Source organism: Paenibacillus maysiensis (genome assembly GCF_000520815.1).
Lineage (GTDB): Bacteria > Bacillota > Bacilli > Paenibacillales > Paenibacillaceae > Paenibacillus > Paenibacillus maysiensis.
In genome coordinates this window covers 1-17,516 of the sequence record NZ_ASRY01000305.1, presented here as the reverse complement: position 1 = coordinate 17,516, position 17,516 = coordinate 1, and the positions used below count along the sequence as shown (strand labels likewise).

Annotated in this window: 19 protein-coding genes; 18 read left to right on the top strand and 1 reads right to left on the bottom strand. The window is 49.5% G+C overall.

All coding sequences use genetic code 11. From position 1 onward, the window contains the following. Positions 1–444, top strand: a 444-nt coding sequence (locus L696_RS0123810; protein ID WP_025685882.1) for a sporulation protein YpjB, incomplete at its 5' end; no start/stop codon positions are given. 33 nt (positions 445–477) lie between these two features. Here L696_RS0123810 and L696_RS0123805 read toward each other — a convergent pair. After that, positions 478–1,347 carry a YitT family protein gene (locus tag L696_RS0123805; protein WP_025685881.1) on the bottom strand — a complete coding sequence of 290 codons (870 nt, stop codon included), beginning with the start codon at positions 1,345–1,347 and terminating at the stop codon, positions 478–480. Between the two features lie 214 nt (positions 1,348–1,561). Here L696_RS0123805 and L696_RS0123800 point away from each other — a divergent pair, with 214 nt between their 5' ends. The 17 genes from L696_RS0123800 to L696_RS30700 all read left to right on the top strand — a co-directional run bounded on the left by L696_RS0123800 (position 1,562) and on the right by L696_RS30700 (position 17,290). Continuing rightward, positions 1,562–1,891 (top strand): nucleotide pyrophosphohydrolase, encoded by a 330-nt coding sequence (locus tag L696_RS0123800; RefSeq protein WP_025685880.1) that lies wholly within the window; start codon positions 1,562–1,564, stop codon positions 1,889–1,891. A gap of 50 nt (positions 1,892–1,941) precedes the next feature. Next, positions 1,942–2,460, top strand: a complete 519-nt coding sequence (locus L696_RS0123795; RefSeq protein WP_025685879.1) for a tetratricopeptide repeat protein — start codon at positions 1,942–1,944, stop codon at positions 2,458–2,460. A 30-nt stretch (positions 2,461–2,490) separates the two neighbouring features. Beyond that, entirely contained in the window at positions 2,491–3,294 is an 804-nt protein-coding gene (dapB, locus tag L696_RS0123790) for a 4-hydroxy-tetrahydrodipicolinate reductase (protein ID WP_025685878.1), read from the top strand. A gap of 56 nt (positions 3,295–3,350) precedes the next feature. Beyond that, on the top strand, positions 3,351–3,788 hold the full coding sequence (gene mgsA, locus L696_RS0123785; protein WP_025685877.1) for a methylglyoxal synthase: 438 nt from the start codon (positions 3,351–3,353) through the stop codon (positions 3,786–3,788). Further along, positions 3,785–4,477: a bacillithiol biosynthesis deacetylase BshB1 gene (gene bshB1 / locus L696_RS0123780; protein ID WP_025685876.1), complete on the top strand. Its 693-nt coding sequence runs from the start codon at positions 3,785–3,787 to the stop codon at positions 4,475–4,477. Before mgsA ends, bshB1 begins: the two co-directional genes overlap by 4 nt. A 130-nt stretch (positions 4,478–4,607) precedes the next feature. Next, positions 4,608–5,771, top strand: coding sequence for an N-acetyl-alpha-D-glucosaminyl L-malate synthase BshA (bshA, locus tag L696_RS0123775; RefSeq protein ID WP_025685875.1), 1,164 nt, complete (start codon positions 4,608–4,610; stop codon positions 5,769–5,771). Positions 5,772–5,858: 87 nt separating this feature from the next. Continuing rightward, complete coding sequence (locus tag L696_RS0123770; protein ID WP_025685874.1) at positions 5,859–7,181, top strand: CCA tRNA nucleotidyltransferase; 1,323 nt, start codon at positions 5,859–5,861, stop codon at positions 7,179–7,181. Next, complete coding sequence (locus L696_RS0123765; protein ID WP_025685873.1) at positions 7,174–8,154, top strand: biotin--[acetyl-CoA-carboxylase] ligase; 981 nt, start codon at positions 7,174–7,176, stop codon at positions 8,152–8,154. The genes L696_RS0123770 and L696_RS0123765 overlap by 8 nt, the downstream gene beginning before the upstream one ends. A 339-nt stretch (positions 8,155–8,493) precedes the next feature. After that, positions 8,494–9,423: a 3-methyl-2-oxobutanoate hydroxymethyltransferase gene (gene panB, locus L696_RS0123760; protein WP_025685872.1), complete on the top strand. Its 930-nt coding sequence runs from the start codon at positions 8,494–8,496 to the stop codon at positions 9,421–9,423. Then, positions 9,420–10,358 (top strand): pantoate--beta-alanine ligase, encoded by a 939-nt coding sequence (gene panC / locus L696_RS0123755; protein WP_025685871.1) that lies wholly within the window; start codon positions 9,420–9,422, stop codon positions 10,356–10,358. The genes panB and panC overlap by 4 nt, the downstream gene beginning before the upstream one ends. Beyond that, positions 10,351–10,734, top strand: coding sequence for an aspartate 1-decarboxylase (gene panD, locus L696_RS0123750; RefSeq protein ID WP_007430795.1), 384 nt, complete (start codon positions 10,351–10,353; stop codon positions 10,732–10,734). The genes panC and panD overlap by 8 nt, the downstream gene beginning before the upstream one ends. Before the next feature lie 82 nt (positions 10,735–10,816). Continuing rightward, positions 10,817–11,449 carry a tetratricopeptide repeat protein gene (locus L696_RS0123745; protein ID WP_025685870.1) on the top strand — a complete coding sequence of 211 codons (633 nt, stop codon included), beginning with the start codon at positions 10,817–10,819 and terminating at the stop codon, positions 11,447–11,449. Between the two features lie 159 nt (positions 11,450–11,608). Continuing rightward, positions 11,609–14,476, top strand: coding sequence for an ATP-dependent DNA helicase DinG (gene dinG / locus L696_RS0123740; RefSeq protein WP_025685869.1), 2,868 nt, complete (start codon positions 11,609–11,611; stop codon positions 14,474–14,476). A gap of 45 nt (positions 14,477–14,521) precedes the next feature. After that, positions 14,522–15,175, top strand: a complete 654-nt coding sequence (locus L696_RS0123735) for a redox-sensing transcriptional repressor Rex (RefSeq protein ID WP_025685868.1) — start codon at positions 14,522–14,524, stop codon at positions 15,173–15,175. Then, entirely contained in the window at positions 15,162–16,463 is a 1,302-nt protein-coding gene (locus tag L696_RS0123730) for an amidohydrolase (protein ID WP_025685867.1), read from the top strand. Before L696_RS0123735 ends, L696_RS0123730 begins: the two co-directional genes overlap by 14 nt. Positions 16,464–16,500: 37 nt before the next feature. After that, the gene (locus L696_RS0123725) at positions 16,501–17,025 is read left to right on the top strand and encodes a cell wall elongation regulator TseB-like domain-containing protein (protein WP_025685866.1); all 525 of its coding nucleotides are present in this window, start codon (positions 16,501–16,503) and stop codon (positions 17,023–17,025) included. A 34-nt stretch (positions 17,026–17,059) separates the two neighbouring features. Continuing rightward, positions 17,060–17,290 carry a hypothetical protein gene (locus L696_RS30700; protein WP_155985466.1) on the top strand — a complete coding sequence of 77 codons (231 nt, stop codon included), beginning with the start codon at positions 17,060–17,062 and terminating at the stop codon, positions 17,288–17,290. Positions 17,291–17,516 lie beyond the last annotated feature (226 nt).

The following is a 17,516-nucleotide window of genomic DNA, read 5'->3' as shown; positions in this document are numbered from 1 at the left end:
CCCCCCCCCCCCCAGCCATTATGGCAGCAGTATTACAAAATTTTAAAAGAAGATGTCAGCGGCTTAAATAGCCAGTTTGCTAAAGGAAATATGAAGGGTTTCGCTGCCGGAGCAGCAGTGCTGGAGGATCATTACGAGACGATCCGAACGGCGGCGTTGATCAGCGGCAAAACAACCGAGGTTGTTCGAACGGATTCATGGATTTCTTACGTTAAGGGATTGGGGAACCAGCAAAATGCGGATGCTTCAGCGATTAGAGGGGCACTGGAGCAGGGAAACCCGACATTCAATGCCTTGTTTGGACGTGAAAAAGATGCTACCGCACTGGCTCCATTCATCCCGCATGAAAGCGAGCGCCGGGCAGAACTGGCAATCGGCTTGATGATCCTGCTGACCCTGGCTTATGTGGGTTACCGTAAGTATCGATCCGGTTTCTCTGGTTAAGGCTAAATGCTGCCACTTGCCCGGATTTCCGGGCTATTCCTCTTTGAAGCCCTCCCCGTGTACATCATGCACATCCTGAATGATGATGAACGCTCGTGGATCAACCGATTTCACAATTTGATGCAAACGCCGTATTTCCTGACGGGATACGACACAGTAAGCAACATGCTTGGTCTGCTTGGAAAATGCACCCATAGCCGGAATAATAGTAACACCGCGATCCATATCCCGTGTAATGATATCCGCAATATCCATCGTATGGTCACTGATAATCATAAAGGCTCTGGCGGAGTAGGCCCCTTCCTGTATAAAATCAATGATCTTCGATGCGATAAATACAGCGACCAGCGTATACAGGATTTTTTCCTTAGGTATGTACAGCAGCGATGCACCGATGATGACGATATCGATCACCAGCAAAATCCTTCCCATACTCCAGCCAAATTTCCGGTTCAAAATACGAGCGATAATATCCGACCCGCCGGTGGTACCGCCAAACCGGAATACGATGCCTAGCCCGGCCCCGAGCGTAACCCCGGCATATAATGAAGAAAGTATAAAATCGTGCTCGGTCTGAAACGTGCCCATCCACCCGAGGTGAATCATTTTTTCAAACAACCACAGAAAAAAAGTGAGCGCCCCGATGCCAACCCCAGAATAAATAATTTGCTTGCCGCCAAGCATCTTCCATCCGATTAAAAATAGAGGAATGTTCAGGAGCAATGTGGAAAGGGATGGGGAAATCGAGAAAGCATAGTTCAGCAGCAGGGTGATACCTGTGATGCCGCCTTCCATCAGCTTGCTGGGTATAATGAAATAAAGCAGGCCGAATGCATAAATAGCAGTGCCGAGCACAATGGGTAAAATGATTTTAAGCTGTTCAATAGACCTGGATGTTTTCATATAATCCCTCACAATGGCAAATTGGGATGAACGATTTGATATTGATTTTGGAGCAGATCATAGATCCTTATGTTTAGTATACCTTTTTACGGTAGCTTTAAAAGACAGACCATTACAAGATGTGAGTAATTTCACATTAAAAAAATATTTGTTTTCAAATGTGCTTTACGATAACATATGAATAAACCTGCACATTTAGAGGAGATTGTGTTTCATGGAAAAATCGCTTGATGAAATTCAACGTGAGGTAGACCAATATATTTCCCAATTCAAAGAAGGATATTTCAGCCCGCTGGCAATGCTGGCCCGGATGTCCGAGGAAGTCGGGGAGCTGGCCAGAGAAGTCAATCATTCCTTTGGTGAGAAACCAAAAAAAACGGATGAGGCCGACAATTCGATTGAGCTGGAGCTGGGAGACATTTTGTTCATCACGGTCTGCTTTGCAAACTCGCTGGGTATTAATTTGACTGATGCTCATGATAAGGTCATGCGTAAATTTAACACACGTGACGCGAATCGCTGGACCAAAAAGGACACCGATTAGGCGTTTTGTACATATGCTGTACCAAACCGGTTACCCGGAGGTGCGGTGTCATGAAGGCGGAGGAATACGTTCAGAAAGCTTATCAGTGTATTTTACAGAACGATTTTGAGCAGGCCGTGGAATGGTTCGAAAAAGCGATTTCCGCTCAGCCTGATCATGCGGAGCATTATTTCCGCTGTTCGGTCACCTATGCCCGTAGCGGGCGGATAGAGCAGGCGCTTGCTTATGCGGGCGATGCGGTTCGTTTGGCCCCGCAGCAGGATGAGTATGTGCTGCATTTGCATACGTTGGAGGCCAGACAGCAGACGGAGAAAGCCAGAAAGATGCTGGATGTCGATAAAGCTACGCCACAGGTGCGCAGAGATGCAATCCTGCTGCTGGAACGGGCAATTGCCCTTGATCCGCTATGTGGTGACGCTTTTATGCTGCTTGCATTGGTTTATGCTGAAATGAATGAATATAAGCTGGCTGTGCAGGCTGCTCGTGAGGCGGCCGCTTTGTTTCCTCACAATGAACAGCTTGCCAATCTCATGAAGAAGTTATGCCAGCAAATGAATGAACAGATCTAGCACGAATTGATGCGTAAGGAGTTGTAAGATATGCCAGAGCCAATAAAAGTGGCTGTCGTTGGAGCAGCCGGGCGTATGGGCCGTGAGGTTGTCAAAATGGTTCTCCAGGATGAAGAACTTCGGCTGGTAGCCGCAGTAAACAGAACGCACGCCGGCAGTGATGCCGGCCTTCTCGTTGGACTTCCAGAAGCGGGCGTTGCTATTGTGGAGGATGTGGAGCAGGCTTTGCTGGATAGTCGTCCGGATGTGATGGTCGATTTTACAGGTCCTCGTTTTGCGTACGCACATACAGTGCTTGCTATCAAACTTGGCGTTCGTCCAGTTATTGGGACAACAGGATTTACACCGGAACAGATTGACGAACTGGACAAGCAGTGCCGGGAACAGCAAATGGGCGGTCTGATTGCGCCTAACTTTTCAATAGGAGTTATTTTGATGATGCGGTTTGCGGCTCAGGCTGCTAAATACTTCCCTCATCTGGAGATTATCGAATATCATGGTGACCAGAAATTGGACGCGCCATCGGGAACGGCAATTAAGACCGCAGAACTCATCGCTGAGCAGCGACAGGAGCTGCGTCAAGGGAACCCAGAGGAGGAAGAAACGCTCGAAGGATCACGCGGCGGCTACTACCAAGGGTTCCGTATCCACAGTGTCCGTCTTCCCGGTGTATTCGCACAGCAGGAAGTTATTTTCGGAGGATTTGGACAATCCCTCAAAATTCGTCAGGACTCCTACGAACGGGCAGGTTACATGCCCGGCGTCAAAATCGGCATTCAAAAGGTAATGGAGCAACCTGGACTTGTATACGGTTTTGAGCATTACATTGATTAAGAATAACGCGAATGAATTGACGAACGGAATATAGAATGAGGCAGGGGGAATTTCGAATGTTCAAGATTGCATTTATAGCGCATGACCGCAAAAAAGATGAGATGGTTAACTTTATAACCGCGTATGAGCATGTTTTTACAGGACATCAATTGTATTCAACAGGTACAACGGGTCTGCGCATTATGGAGCAAACGAAGCTTCAAATTCACCGCTTTATGTCAGGACCGCTCGGAGGTGACCAGCAGATCGGGGCCATGGTTGCGCAAAATGATATGGATCTGATTATCTTCCTGCGTGATCCGCTAATGGCACAGCCGCATGAGCCTGATATTAGTGCACTGCTGCGTCTGTGTGACGTGCAGGGTATTCCTTTGGCGACCAATGTTGCGACTGCTGAAATATTGGTCAAGGCGCTGGATCGGGGCGATTTTGCTTGGCGTGAGCTGGTACATAAATATAAACCAGGCATTGATCAGCAGGGTGATATAAAATGACACTGGACATATTGATTTTTGGAGCTCATGCCGATGATGCTGAGATTGGGATGGGAGGCACAATTGCCAAGCATACTGCCGCTGGTTTAAAGGTGGGCGTATGTGATTTGACGCGTGCTGAAATGTCGTCCAATGGCGATGTAGATACCCGCATGGCAGAAGCCGAAGATGCTTCAAAAGTGCTGGGCCTTGCTGCACGGACGAATTTGGGACTGCCTGATCGGGGTTTGTATGTGACACCGGAGAATGTAGCCGCAGTGACCGCAGAAATTCGGCGTCATGCGCCGAAAGTCGTATTTGCTCCCTACTGGGAGGATCGCCACCCGGATCATGTCATGTGCAGCAAGCTGGTGGAGGAAGCGGTGTTTAACGCCAAGCTACGTCGATTTATGCCGGAACAGCCTGCGGTGCTGGTGGAGCAGTTATATTTTTATTTCATTAACGATATCGGCAGAACGGATCTGATTGTGGACATTACGGAGCATGTTGAAGCCAAGGAGCAGGCATTACTAAGCTATGCTTCCCAATTTCAGGCTGCACCGGGTAAAGACACGGTATCCACGCCATTAAACCAGGGGTATACTGAGCGTGTAAAAGCCCGGGATTCGTTGTTGGGTCAGCGCAAGCTGATTTCGTATGCAGAGGGCTTTGCGTCCAAAACGCCTCATCTGGTTAAGCTATTCACATAAGGGATATAAAAATCCTGACACATAAACGATAAACTAAATCCGTTGGTGTAACGATTATAGATGCGTACTGTATTTGGTATGTCACCAACACTGAAAAGTCATCACCGGTAAACGGAAGGGGAAGCTTAACTTGAATGACAAATTAAAAATCGGAATTACCTGTTATCCGTCGTTGGGCGGTTCCGGCGTAGTGGCTACAGAGCTGGGCAAGCTGCTTGCCGAAAAAGGACATGAGGTCCATTTTATCGCCAACAGCATTCCGTTTAGATTAGGTGGAGAATTCCAGAAAAATATTTTTTATCATGAGGTTGAGGTTAACGACTATTACGTGTTCAGATATCCGCCTTATGATCTGTCGCTGGCGACCAAAATGGCTCAGGTCGCACAAATGAAAAATTTGGATGTACTCCATGTTCACTATGCCGTACCGCATGCGGTATGTGCTTATTTGGCCAAAGAAATGGTGGGCGACCATCTCAAAGTGGTAACCACGCTTCACGGCACGGACATTACGGTGTTGGCGCAGGATGAATCGTTGAAGGATCTAATCCGGCTGGCGATCAACAAAAGTGACGCGGTAACAGCGGTTTCGAAGGATTTGATTCGGGAGACGATAGATGTGCTGGAGATTACAAACCCTATTGATTTGACCTACAATTTTGTGGATAAACGAGTGTATTATCCGCGGGATGCAACTGCGCTGCGGAGAGATTTTGCCCAGCCTAATGAAAAGATTATGATGCACATTTCAAACTTCCGTCCGGTCAAAAGAGTGGGAGACGTGCTGGATATATTTGAAAGAGTGCAACAAAAAGTACCTGCAAAGCTGCTGCTGGTTGGGGAAGGACCAGACCTTCCAAAAATTCGCTGCAAAATCGAAAGCTTGGGCTTGCAGGATAAGGTATTCTTTTTGGGCAAGCAGGATCAGATCGCTGAAGTGATATCCATGGCGGATGTGCTGCTGCTTCCATCGGAAAAAGAAAGCTTTGGACTGGTTGCACTGGAAGCGATGGCTTGTGGAGTACCAACGGTTGGTTCCGAGGCAGGAGGAGTGCCTGAACTGGTTGTTCACGGGAGTACAGGTTATCTTGCTGAAATCGGCAATACCGAGAGGATGGCGGAATATGCGGTGCAACTGTTATCGGACGAAGCGATGGCAGAGCGTTTTCGTGAAGCCTGTCTGGTGCGGGCTCGTACCGTATTCTGTGATACGCTGATTACCCGTCAATATGAAGAAATATATTACCGTGTGTTGGGACGCGAGGTGCCGGATCTTAAACCGATCAGCGTTTAAGAAGGCGGACTCGCGTCCGTTTTTTTGTATGATAAGTCTTTTGTAAAATAGTTTTTTGAAAACTTTATAAGCAAAGGGGGAAACCCTGTGAAAATAAACACTTGGCAATATGCCGACCTAGAAATGGCTATTCATGGAAAAGAAGTTATCCATACACTAACCACAGCTGGCTACGAGGCTTACTGGGTCGGCGGTTGTGTGCGGGATGAACTATTAGGACGCGCTATTCATGATATGGATATGACCACATCGGCTGAACCGGAACAGGTCATAGCACTGTTCCCCCATGTCATTCCGACTGGAATTCAGCATGGGACGGTTACGGTGATGCAGGGTGGGCATCCGTTCGAGGTGACTACTTTTCGGACAGAAAGCGGTTATGCTGACCATCGTCGTCCGACAGAAGTCTCTTTCGTGAAGGATATCCGCGAAGATCTGATGCGGCGGGATTTCACGATGAACGCGATTGCAATGGATGAACATGGGAAAAGGGTGGACCCGTTCGGAGGGGAAGCTGATATACGCGCCGCTATTGTTCGTTGTGTGGGACGAGCCGAGGAACGATTTGAGGAGGATGGGCTGCGAATGCTACGTTGCATTCGTTTTGCCTCCGTATTCCGGTTCCGTATAGCCTATAACACATGGAAAGGCATGATCCGTCGTAAAGAGGGACTTCGTTACATTGCGATGGAACGTGTGCGTGTTGAGCTGGAAAAGATGCTGGCCGGGCCGGACCCTTTGCGTGGACTGGAAATGCTGGGTCGAAGCGGCTTGCTCTCGTGTACGAAGGTTCCGGTTCCCTGGGAACAATGCGAAGCACACGCGCTCAGTGGAATGGTACAACTGCCGGAAGAACTGCGGTGGGGGTTACTGTTACTGTCTTGCAGACTTACCTCAGAGGCAGCGGACGAGTTGTTAAGAGCATCGACTTTCTCCAACGCTGTACGCTTACGGTTGGTGCATCTGTTGGAATGGGAGCGCGAGTTAACGGACAGTGCTGTGTTGATAGCAGACAGTTCCACTTTGGTGGCGGGTGAAGGAATCAACGATGAGGCGCTACGCCGTAGCTGGATTCGACTGTTAATTAAATGGGGCCGGGATACCTCGTCTGACTGGCTACAGCTTTATAAGTCATTGCCTGCTTCGTTTCGTGGATTACCCTTACGGGCAGAAGAGCATGTAGCGAGAATGGCTGAGCTGGCAGAGGCGTGGACTAAGGAAGCCGCAGTTGTTCATATCAAAGATTTAAATATTACTGGAAATGAACTGGTTCAGGCGATGAATCGACCGGGTGGTCCTTGGTTGGGTCAGACGATGGGACGACTTTTGCTGGCTACCGCCTGCGGAGATATTCCAAATGAATTAGAAGCATTGCTTCAAGAAGCGAAACGGGTGATGAGTAGTGAATAATCATGAAAGACTGTTAGGCATACTGGACGAAGATACATCAGATTATGTATCCGGAGAGGAAATCAGCCGTCGTCTTTCGGTCAGCCGTACAGCCGTATGGAAGCAGATTAACAAGCTGCGTGAACTGGGCTACAACATTGAAGCTTCCTCGCGTAGGGGTTACCGGATTGTGTCCCGACCCGATCGGCTGGAAGTCTCCAAACTGGCATATATGCTAAATACCCAATCGTTTGGACAACGTATCGTTGTGCTGGACTCGACGGTCTCTACCCAGCAGGATGCGATGCGTCTGGCAGAAGAGGGTGCGCCGCAGGGGACGGTAGTGCTGGCGGAGGAACAGACAGCAGGCCGGGGACGCTTGGGCCGAAAGTGGTTTTCACCTCGGGGCAAAGGCATCTGGATGAGCATTGTGTTGCGTCCAAACCAGCCCTTGGCCTTTACGCCGCAGTTGACGCTGCTTACAGGCGTAGCGGTATGCAGAGCCATTCGTCGATTGACAGATGTGGAAGCTGGCATCAAGTGGCCGAATGATCTGCTTGTTCATGGTCGCAAAGTGTGCGGTATTCTGCTGGAATCTGCAACAGAGGATCAGCGGGTCCGTTACTGTATTGCAGGTATCGGCATTGATGTTAATTTAAATACAGAGGATTACCCGGAAGAGCTATCAAGGTTGGGGACATCCCTGAAAATAGAGGCTGGTCGCGAAATCGATCGTACTGCACTGATTGCCGCCGTGCTGGAAGAGATGGAGCAGCTATGTGCGTTATATGCGGATGAGGGCTTTCAGCCAGTCGCGATGCTGTGGGAGGCTCTATCCGTGACGATGAATCGCTTCGTGCGGGCACATACGGGACAAGGGAAAGCGGTAGAAGGTACTGCCGTCGGTTTGGACCCTTCCGGTGCACTAGTGGTTGAAACGGAGCAGGGAGAGCGAATACAGGTCGTTTCCGGTGATGTTCAATTGCAGGGGTAGCCTTAGCTAAGCATAGCGACTATAATTGTTCTTTGTTCTATGCAAAACTTCACGTGAAAAAGCTGATGTTTTTTGTTATACTGTGCAGGAGGCGGCATCGGACGGTCCGAGCTGCACTCCGGGGCATATGCTCCAACACTGCAAGCAAGTTAGACCATCATAACTTCATTTGAAGGTTACGTTGGATTCTGCTCTGAGCCGAACAGGACCGAGACAGAAGGGGCGATCTCAAAATGAGTGTCTTTTTTGGCTGTTCGGACCTTTTGATGACGCAATTGTACAGGCGTTCATAAAAGGTTATTTTTTGTGCCAAAAAAAGATGGAAGGGAGCCATTTACCATGGCAGTAAAGCAAGCACTGAACATTGTGAAAATGAAAAAAATGAAGCAGGAGGGCATTCCGCTCAGTATGCTGACCGCCTATGATTATCCATCGGCTAAAATAGCTGAGGAGGCGGGAATCGATATGATTCTGGTTGGTGATTCGCTGGGCAACGTCGTTCTCGGCTATGATTCGACCATTCCCGTAACACTGGATGATATCGTGTATCATTCCCGAGCGGTAGCGAGAGGCGCGGAGCATACATTTATTGTAGCGGACATGCCGTTTATGACATATCACGGCAGCGTATCGGAAAGCCTTCAGGGCATCCGCCGTCTGATGCAGGAAGGACATGCGCATGCTGTCAAAATGGAGGGCGGCGCAGAAATTGCCGACGTCGTAAAAGCGACTGTTCAGGCGGGTGTACCCGTGCTGGGTCATATCGGCCTTACACCACAGTCGGTCAATCAGCTTGGCGGCTACCGCGTTCAAGGCAAGGACGAAGCGGACGCACGGCGGCTGATGGCAGATGCCAAGGCGCTGGAGCAGGCGGGTGCCTTTGGCATCGTGCTGGAGCTGGTGACCGAGGAAGTAGCAGCGGCAATTTCCAAAGAACTGTCCATTCCGACCATTGGTATTGGCGCAGGACGCGGATGTGACGGTCAGGTGCTTGTTTATCACGATCTGATTCAATATGCATCGCCTTATTACAGCAAACGTTTTGTCAAAACCTATGCCGATGTCGGCGGCTTGATCCGTAGTAGCATTGAGCAGTATGTGAGCGATGTGAAGGGGAGAGCCTTCCCGGCTGCTGAGCATGTGTTCAGCGCCGACGACAGCGTTATAGAGGCTCTCTACGGCCACAAGAAAGGTCAGGCAAAGGCGCAAGTGCAGAAACAAGAAGAACAAGAGGAACAAGCTAAGGAAAAGGTGGAATCCCGGTCATGATTATCGTAAGAGAAGTGGCTCAGCTGCGGCAGGCCATTGCTGAACGCCGACAGTTTGGCGCAGACGGGGCAAAAGCGGAACAAGGTTCCGCTGCTATACGGCCACATACCGTCGGCTTTGTGCCGACGATGGGGTATTTGCATGAAGGCCATGCGAGCTTGATGCAGAAGGCGCGTGAAATGGCAGATACGGTGGTACTCAGCATTTTTGTAAATCCGATTCAATTCGGGCCTAACGAAGATCTCGACAGCTACCCCCGCGATGAAGCGCGTGATTTGGAGGTGGCGCGGCGCGAAGGCGTGGATATCGTATTTTTGCCAACTGTAGCAGAAATGTATCCACAGCCAACCCGTACGAAAATACGCGTATCCGCTTTGACGGATCGGTTATGTGGTGCTTCCCGTCCAGGGCATTTTGATGGTGTGACCACCGTAGTTGCCAAGCTTTTTAATATGGTAGGGCCTGATCTGGCCTTCTTCGGCATGAAGGACGCACAGCAAGTAGCGGTGCTCCAGCAGATGGTGACCGACCTCAATATGAACGTGACCATCGTCCCTTGTCCTATCGTCAGAGAGGCCGACGGTTTGGCCCTCAGCTCGCGTAATGTGTATTTGAGCGCGGAACAGCGGGAGCAGGCGTTGGTGCTGTCACAGTCACTGCGCAAGGTGCGTGAAGTGAGCGAAGATGATGTGCAGAACACGTTTACGATCCGTCAGTTATACCAAATGGTGGAGACTACGATTACTTCCTCACCATTAGCTGACATTGACTACATTGAAATCTTAACCTTTCCAAGTCTGGAGCCCCTTCTTCCCGAGCAGCGACTAAGTGATGTCGAAGAAGACATCATTGTAGCGCTGGCTGTAAAGTTTGGGAACACCCGACTGATTGATAATATAAGGATACAGAAGGGGGAGGTGCTTCTCCATGTTTAGAACGATGATGAAATCCAAAATACACCGGGCAACGGTTACCGAAGCCAACCTTAACTATGTGGGCAGTATTACTATTGATGAGGATCTGATGGAGACTTCCGATCTGCTGGAGAATGAAAAGGTTCAAATTGTGAACAATAACAATGGAGCCCGGCTGGAAACTTACGTTATCCCCGGACCGCGTGGTAGCGGCGTGATTTGTCTCAACGGCGCAGCAGCGCGTTTGGTGCAGCCTGGTGATACAGTCATTATTATTTCCTACGCTTCCATGTCGAATGAAGAGGCCAAAACATACAAACCGACCGTTGTATTCGTCGATGAACATAATAAACCCGCCCAAACGGCGAACAAAGAAGTACACGCTACGATCATGTAATGAATGGGAGTGCGGATGAAACCCGTCCTTTAAGCGAAAAATGTGAGTGTATTAATCCATCTTTCGTAAGGGCGGGATGCACATGTTCCAGCATGTATTCGCAGAAATGAACAGCATGTTAGATGATATCGTGAAGCATTACCCATCAGCCCAGGGCTCCCGCAGGCAGGAGTTGCTACAGCACTGGAGTTTGCTGCGGAGAATGAGTGACGGAATTATGGATGAATGGCTGGCTTTTGAGGAAAAAATGGTTCGCCTGCGTGCTGCAGGTTTTTCCGCGGAGTCTGGTATGTCTGACGCTGAGCTGCCTGAAAAGGAGCTGCCAGCTTTTACTCGGGGTCAAGGGTATTATCGACTGCTCATGTATCCTGAGGCCATCTGCCAATTTGAACAGGTGCTACAGCATTTTCCGAACAGTTGGCAAAGCCAGATGTATATGGGGATGGCGTATTTCCAATTGGAGGACACAGCGGAGGCTGTACGCCATTTTCAGAAGGTACTGCACCTGACAGACCAGCCCGGGCTGAAAGCGGTCATTTATAATGCGCTGGGCTGTCTTATGGCGAAGCAGGCTGATGTAGAGGAGGCACAAAAATGTTTTGCTCTCGCGCATCAGTTCGATCCTGCGTTGCCCGAGCCGTTGCACAATATGGAAGCCTGTTTGTCCGGTGCCGGAATGCTTCGGTACGATAGTTCCATGATGACCTGGCTATAGTATTGTCAGGCACCGAGCGAGACGATGCATACCCACCTCCCCAGGCGGCGTGTGCATCGTCTTTTTTGGCTGTCTTAATTTCCAAACAGGCGATCTTCTGCTATGCTATTATACAGAGTTATTATTTTTGTATGTGTCAAAAGAAAGGATTAAGCCCGAATGAAATTTGCGGTATTGGATTTTGAAACGACAGGCACCCAGTCCGCGGATGACATCATTCAAGTCGGACTTGCAATTATAGATCATGATAATAGCATTTCTCGTGTTTATGGTTCTTATGTGAACCCTGGCAGATCCATTCCGCCTTTTATTACCGGGTTGACCGGGATTACAGACGATGACGTCAAGGATGCTCCTGCGCTCGAAGAGATGATGATGGAGCTTGTGCCTATGCTGGACGATGTCGTGCTGGTCGGTCATAATGTGGCGTTTGATTTTAATTTTTTGCAAAACGCTTTGGACCGGTGCGGATACTTGCCGTTTACCGGCAGAATTTTGGATACGATGGATTTTCTGAAAATCATGTTTCCATCGCTATCTTCCTATCAGTTGGGTTTTGTTTCTTCTGAGTTTGGGCTGGCACATGACCGACCTCATCAAGCAGACAGCGACGCGTTGGCTACGGCTGAGGTGTTTTTAAAATGTCTGGATGAGCTTCACGCGCTGCCTTTGATTACGATACAGCGGCTCAGTGATTTGTTCGCAGAGGAAGACAGTGACCTTGGATGGTTTTTGGACGGGGTGCGTGAAGACAAAGAGCATGATCCTATTCAGGATTTGGAGGGTCATCAGTTTTTTCGTCAGCTTGCACTGAAGGTGGAGGATTGGACGGAGCTAAATGTCCCTCGCAGAGAGGACGACCCCAATCCGCTGGCAGGTATTTCCTTTGAGGAATACATGGATGATGTGCGAGACAATTTACGTTCATCCTTGAGCCAATATGAGGAGCGCGATGCGCAGACGCAAATGATTGAGGGTGTGAATCAGGCGCTGAGTGAAGACAAGCACCTGTTGATCGAGGCGGGTACGGGGACAGGCAAGTCCCTCGGTTATTTGCTCCCTTCACTGTATCACAGTGTGAAAAATGGACAGCGAGTCATGGTAAGTACGCATACGATCAACCTGCAGGAGCAATTACGCGAGCGTGATATTCCGATGCTGACCAAGGTGATTCCGTTCCCGTTCCGGACTGCCATTTTTAAGGGGCGGGGACATTATTTGTGTCTGCGTAAGTTTGAACATAAAATAAACAGAAGAGACTTCGCCACTCCAAAGGAAGACTTGATTACAGCGGCTCAAATGATCGTCTGGCTGACTCTGACAGAAACCGGTGATGATGAGGAACTAAACCTGAGCAACCGTGGAGGGGATTTTTGGGAAACGGTGGGCAGTGATTCCGAGTCCTGTCTTGGTCGTTCTTGTCCATGGTTCCGCAAATGCTTTTATCATCGTGCGCGCCATGAGGCGGGAATAGCCGATGTGGTCATTACAAATCATTCCAAGCTGTTCACCGACGTCAAAGCAAGTCATCAGTTGTTGCCCAGCTATGAACATCTAGTAATTGATGAAGCACACCATCTAGAGGAAGTAGCTGGTAAGCATCTGGGCATGCATATGAAATATTTCACACTCGTGCATACGCTGGCCCGGTTGTTCAAGGACAGCAAGAACGGACAATTGCCTTCGCTGCGTCAGCAGTTGGCAAAGTCGGGGCATGAGAAGTCGACGGAATGGGCCTCTACCATCGACCAGTTGTATCCGCTCGTGCTGGAAGTCAAGGAAACTTGGGACCTGCTAAGCGATATGCTGTTTGGCATGTTGCCGGAGCGAAGTGATGCGACACCGGGTGAAACGGGGCAGTTTTCTTCCCGTCTCAAGCCATCGGCCAAGCCTGCCAAGTGGGATCAGGCGGCTGCGCTGGAGAATCAGCTTTATGTAACGATGAGCGAAATTTTGCGCAAGGGCGACAAGCTGATGCTCGATGTGAAGGAAGAACATGACGATTATGCGGCTGACAGCCTCATTACGGATATTACGGGGCTGCTCAAGGATTTGGCAGGCATTAGGGAAAGCTTGCGCTTTTTTATGCGGCTGGATGATGAAACGACCGTATACTGGCTTGAAGCGAGCGGGCAATTCCGCAGCAAGTCGCTGCAATTTTATGCGGTGCCCGTCGATGTGAGCCGTCAGCTGAAAGAAATGTTTTTTGACAAAAAAAGAAGCATTATTCTGACGTCTGCTACCTTGTCGGTGGATAAGTCGTTTCAGTACATGACCGATCAGCTCGGCTTGCAGGAGGCCGCAGATCAAGGGCGGCTGATGACTACGCAGCTCCCGTCACCCTTTAACTACAGGGATCAGGTGTTGCTAGTCATTCCAAGGGATTTCCCGAGCGTGAAGGGCAGTGTAGGAGATGAGCATTTTGTAAATATGCTCGTCAGCTCGCTAGGCGCGACTGCTCAAGCGACGCGGGGGAGAATGCTCGTTCTCTTTACTTCCTACCGAATGCTCCGGCAGGTGTATGAGCCGCTTAAGGAGGCGTTGTCTTCCAGCGACATCACCGTGCTGGGGCAGGGCGTGGACAGTGGGAGCCGCAGCAAGCTGACCCGACGTTTTCAGGAAGCCAAAGCTTCCGTGTTGCTGGGAACCAGCAGCTTCTGGGAAGGCGTCGATATTCCGGGCAAAGCGCTGACGTGTCTGGCCATCGTGCGCTTGCCGTTCCAACCGCCCAATCACCCGCTGCTGGAGGCTAAAAGTGAGCTGCTCCAGCAGCAGAAGAAAAATCCTTTTATGAAGCTGTCTGTTCCACAGGCTGTCATTCGCTTCAAACAGGGATTTGGACGTTTGGTACGTACAGCGAGCGACCACGGGGTCGTTATCGTTTACGATACGCGTGTGATCGAATCCTATTACGGGAAGCACTTTTTGTACTCGTTACCGGGACCAAAAATGGAGCATATGCCGACGGAGCAAATGGTGCCCCGCATCGCCGAATGGCTCCAATCCGCCCCGGAGACAGAGGCATAACGGACGGACATCTAAACGTGTCCGTTACAATTAGGGGGAGCAAGTATGAAATCAGAAAAAATTTCAGAGGCTGTTGTACGGAGGTTACCCGTATATTTACGTTATCTGAATGCACTGCACAAACGGGAGGTGGCTACGGTATCTTCCCAGGAGCTGGGACAAAGACTGGATCTGAATCCTGCTCAAATTCGTAAGGATCTTGCGTATTTTGGAGATTTTGGCCGTAAGGGTGTCGGCTATGATGTTACTTATCTTATCGAGAAAATACGCCATATACTGAAAATCGACCAGCAAATTAACGTGGTATTGGTCGGAGCAGGTAATCTGGGGCAAGCCCTTTCGAATTATAATGCTTATTTAAAAGACAATATGAAAATTGTAGCGGTATTTGATGCTGTTCCAGATAAAGTTGGAACCAGGATCAATACGCTGGTCGTACAGCCGATGGATGAACTGGAGGTGACAGTGAAGGAACAAAACATTCGGATCGGGATTATTACCGTACCGGATTTTGAAGCACAGCACGTGGCTGACAGGCTCATTGAGAGCGGGATTGGAGCGATTTTGAACTTTGCACCCACGACTCTCAAGACACCGGCAAACATTCGGGTACATGCCACAGATTTTACAACGGATTTGTTAAGCCTCGCTTATTATTTAGAGAACGGAAAGGAAGATACACAACATGACAGCGAATAAATGGATGATTAAAAACGGCTCCTTTGCCGTGAACAGACCGGAAGCCGGGGTAATCCACGGCTATATGATCGTGGAGGATAGCCGCATCACCTACATTGGCGAGACTTTGCCAGCGGGTGAGGAAGAGACGGACGCGATTGACGGTAACGGGCTGCTGTTTTTACCTGGCCTGATGAATACACATGGTCATGCGGGGATGTCACTGCTACGTGGGTATGGGGACGATCTGGCTCTCCAAGTATGGCTACAGGAAAAAATGTGGCCGATGGAAGCCAAGTTTACGTCTACGGATGTGTACTGGGGTACGTCCTTGTCCGTGCTGGAAATGCTGAAAGGCGGTACAACGACCTTTTTGGACATGTACGTTGATATGGACGAGGTGGCTCGTGTAGCTGAAGAGTCCGGTATCCGTGCCAGTCTGATGCGTGGAGTGATTGGACTATGTTCGGAGGAAGAGCAGCGGATTAAGCTCGCTGAGGCTGTGAACTTTGCGCGTAACTGGCATGGCAAAGCAGACGGTCGCATTACGACCATGCTGGCTCCGCATGCGCCATATACGTGCATGCCTGCGCTTATCGAAAAATTCGTACAGGCAGCGCATGATCTGGATTTACCGTTGCATACGCATATGTCCGAAACGATTGCCGAAGTAGAGAAAAACGTACGCGATTACGGCTTGCGTCCAGTTGCACATTTGGATAAGCTCGGCTTTTTCTCCCGTCCTTCACTTGTTGCCCATGGCGTTTATTTGAATGACGAAGAAATAGCTTTGCTGGCTGAACGTGGTGTAGCGGTTTCGCATAATCCGGGCAGCAACTTGAAGCTCGCAAGTGGTGTGGCAAGAGTGCCTGACCTGCTGCGTGCAGGCGTTACTGTCTCTCTCGGAACAGATGGCCCCGCCAGTAACAATAACCTGGATATGTTTGAGGAAATGCGTCTGGCTGCACTCATTCACAAGGGAGTATCTGGCGACGCAACCGCAGTTTCTGCGGGTGAGGCGTTGCGTCTGGCAACGGAGTACGGAGCGAAGTCGATTGGCTTGAAAGAGGTGGGAGTGCTGGCAGCAGGCAACAAGGCAGACTTTATCGCGCTCGATCTGAATCAGGCGCATTTCCTGCCGCGTACGGATCTTATTTCCCATGCCGTATACTCTGCAAGCGCCAAAGACGTGGCTCATGTATGGGTAGACGGTCGTCAGGTTGTGAAAAACGGTGAGTGCCTGACTATGGATGAGGAACGTATCAAGTATGAGGCTCAAGCCGCCTTTGAGGGGCTGCTGTCGCGCTAATTCAGGTGTCACATCCCCTTAGAGAGGACGCACAGGTTTGAAAAATAAGAAAAAATGGATAGCGGTAGCCGTTCTGGCCGTCATACTGATCCTGGTCAGCATTTTCTGGTATTATTCCTATGTTACTCAAGACCAAGTGACTGAGAGAAATGCCGCTATCGTAAAGGCCAAGCAATCGGGTGGACTGGTCAGCACGACGCATACGTGGAAGTCTGTGTGGGATCAGGTATATTGGGTAGTTCAAGGGAAAAATGCTCAGAACGAAAATATTATGGTGTGGGTCCCTTTTCAAAAAGTGGAGGGCCAACCGAATGTACCTGTCACAGATAATAGTGGTGTTCATACCGAGCTACTGAAAAACGGAGTCGACGAGCAAAAAATGACGGCGATGATTCAGCAGCAGCTTCCGGATGCAGATATTGTGAGTCTTCAGCCGAGTGTGTTTAACGGTCAATATGTGTGGCAGCTGTTTTATGATGACGGCAGTCATCATTACTATACCTTTTATCGCTTCTCGGATGGGGGATCAGTTGGGATAAAGTATACTTTGCCCAATTACTAGAGTGATGTAAGGACTGGCTGATGGTGGTTTGGGAGTGTTAGGGACGCTAGGAGCGCTGCGTAGTCCATTTGATCTTACGATCGCTGTTGCCGCCGGATTTTTTTCGATTAGATTCTTATGGGGAAAATCCGGCGGCAACGGCGAACGCTCCGCTTCTTCAGATTCAAATGGCCCACTCCGCTGGCTGACCGCCATGGAGTCACTCCAAACACCATCTTTTTATCAAATGACTGTATTCCTGAAAAGAATGTGCAGTTCGGATTGAATGTGAGACTAAACAGACGCAAATGCGATTATTTTCGTATTTACGTCTGTTTATTTTTTTGTTTGAGTAGTGTTTGTCATAGATGTACATAAAAACGAAGTAGGCGGAATGGTGCTGGTACAAGCGGTAGCGTTCGCCTTAAAAGCCTTCCGCAGGAAAGCTCGCTTCGGAAGCATCACCTCCCCGGATTTCTACCCTTGTGTGCTCATTCAAGAAATCCGGGGGT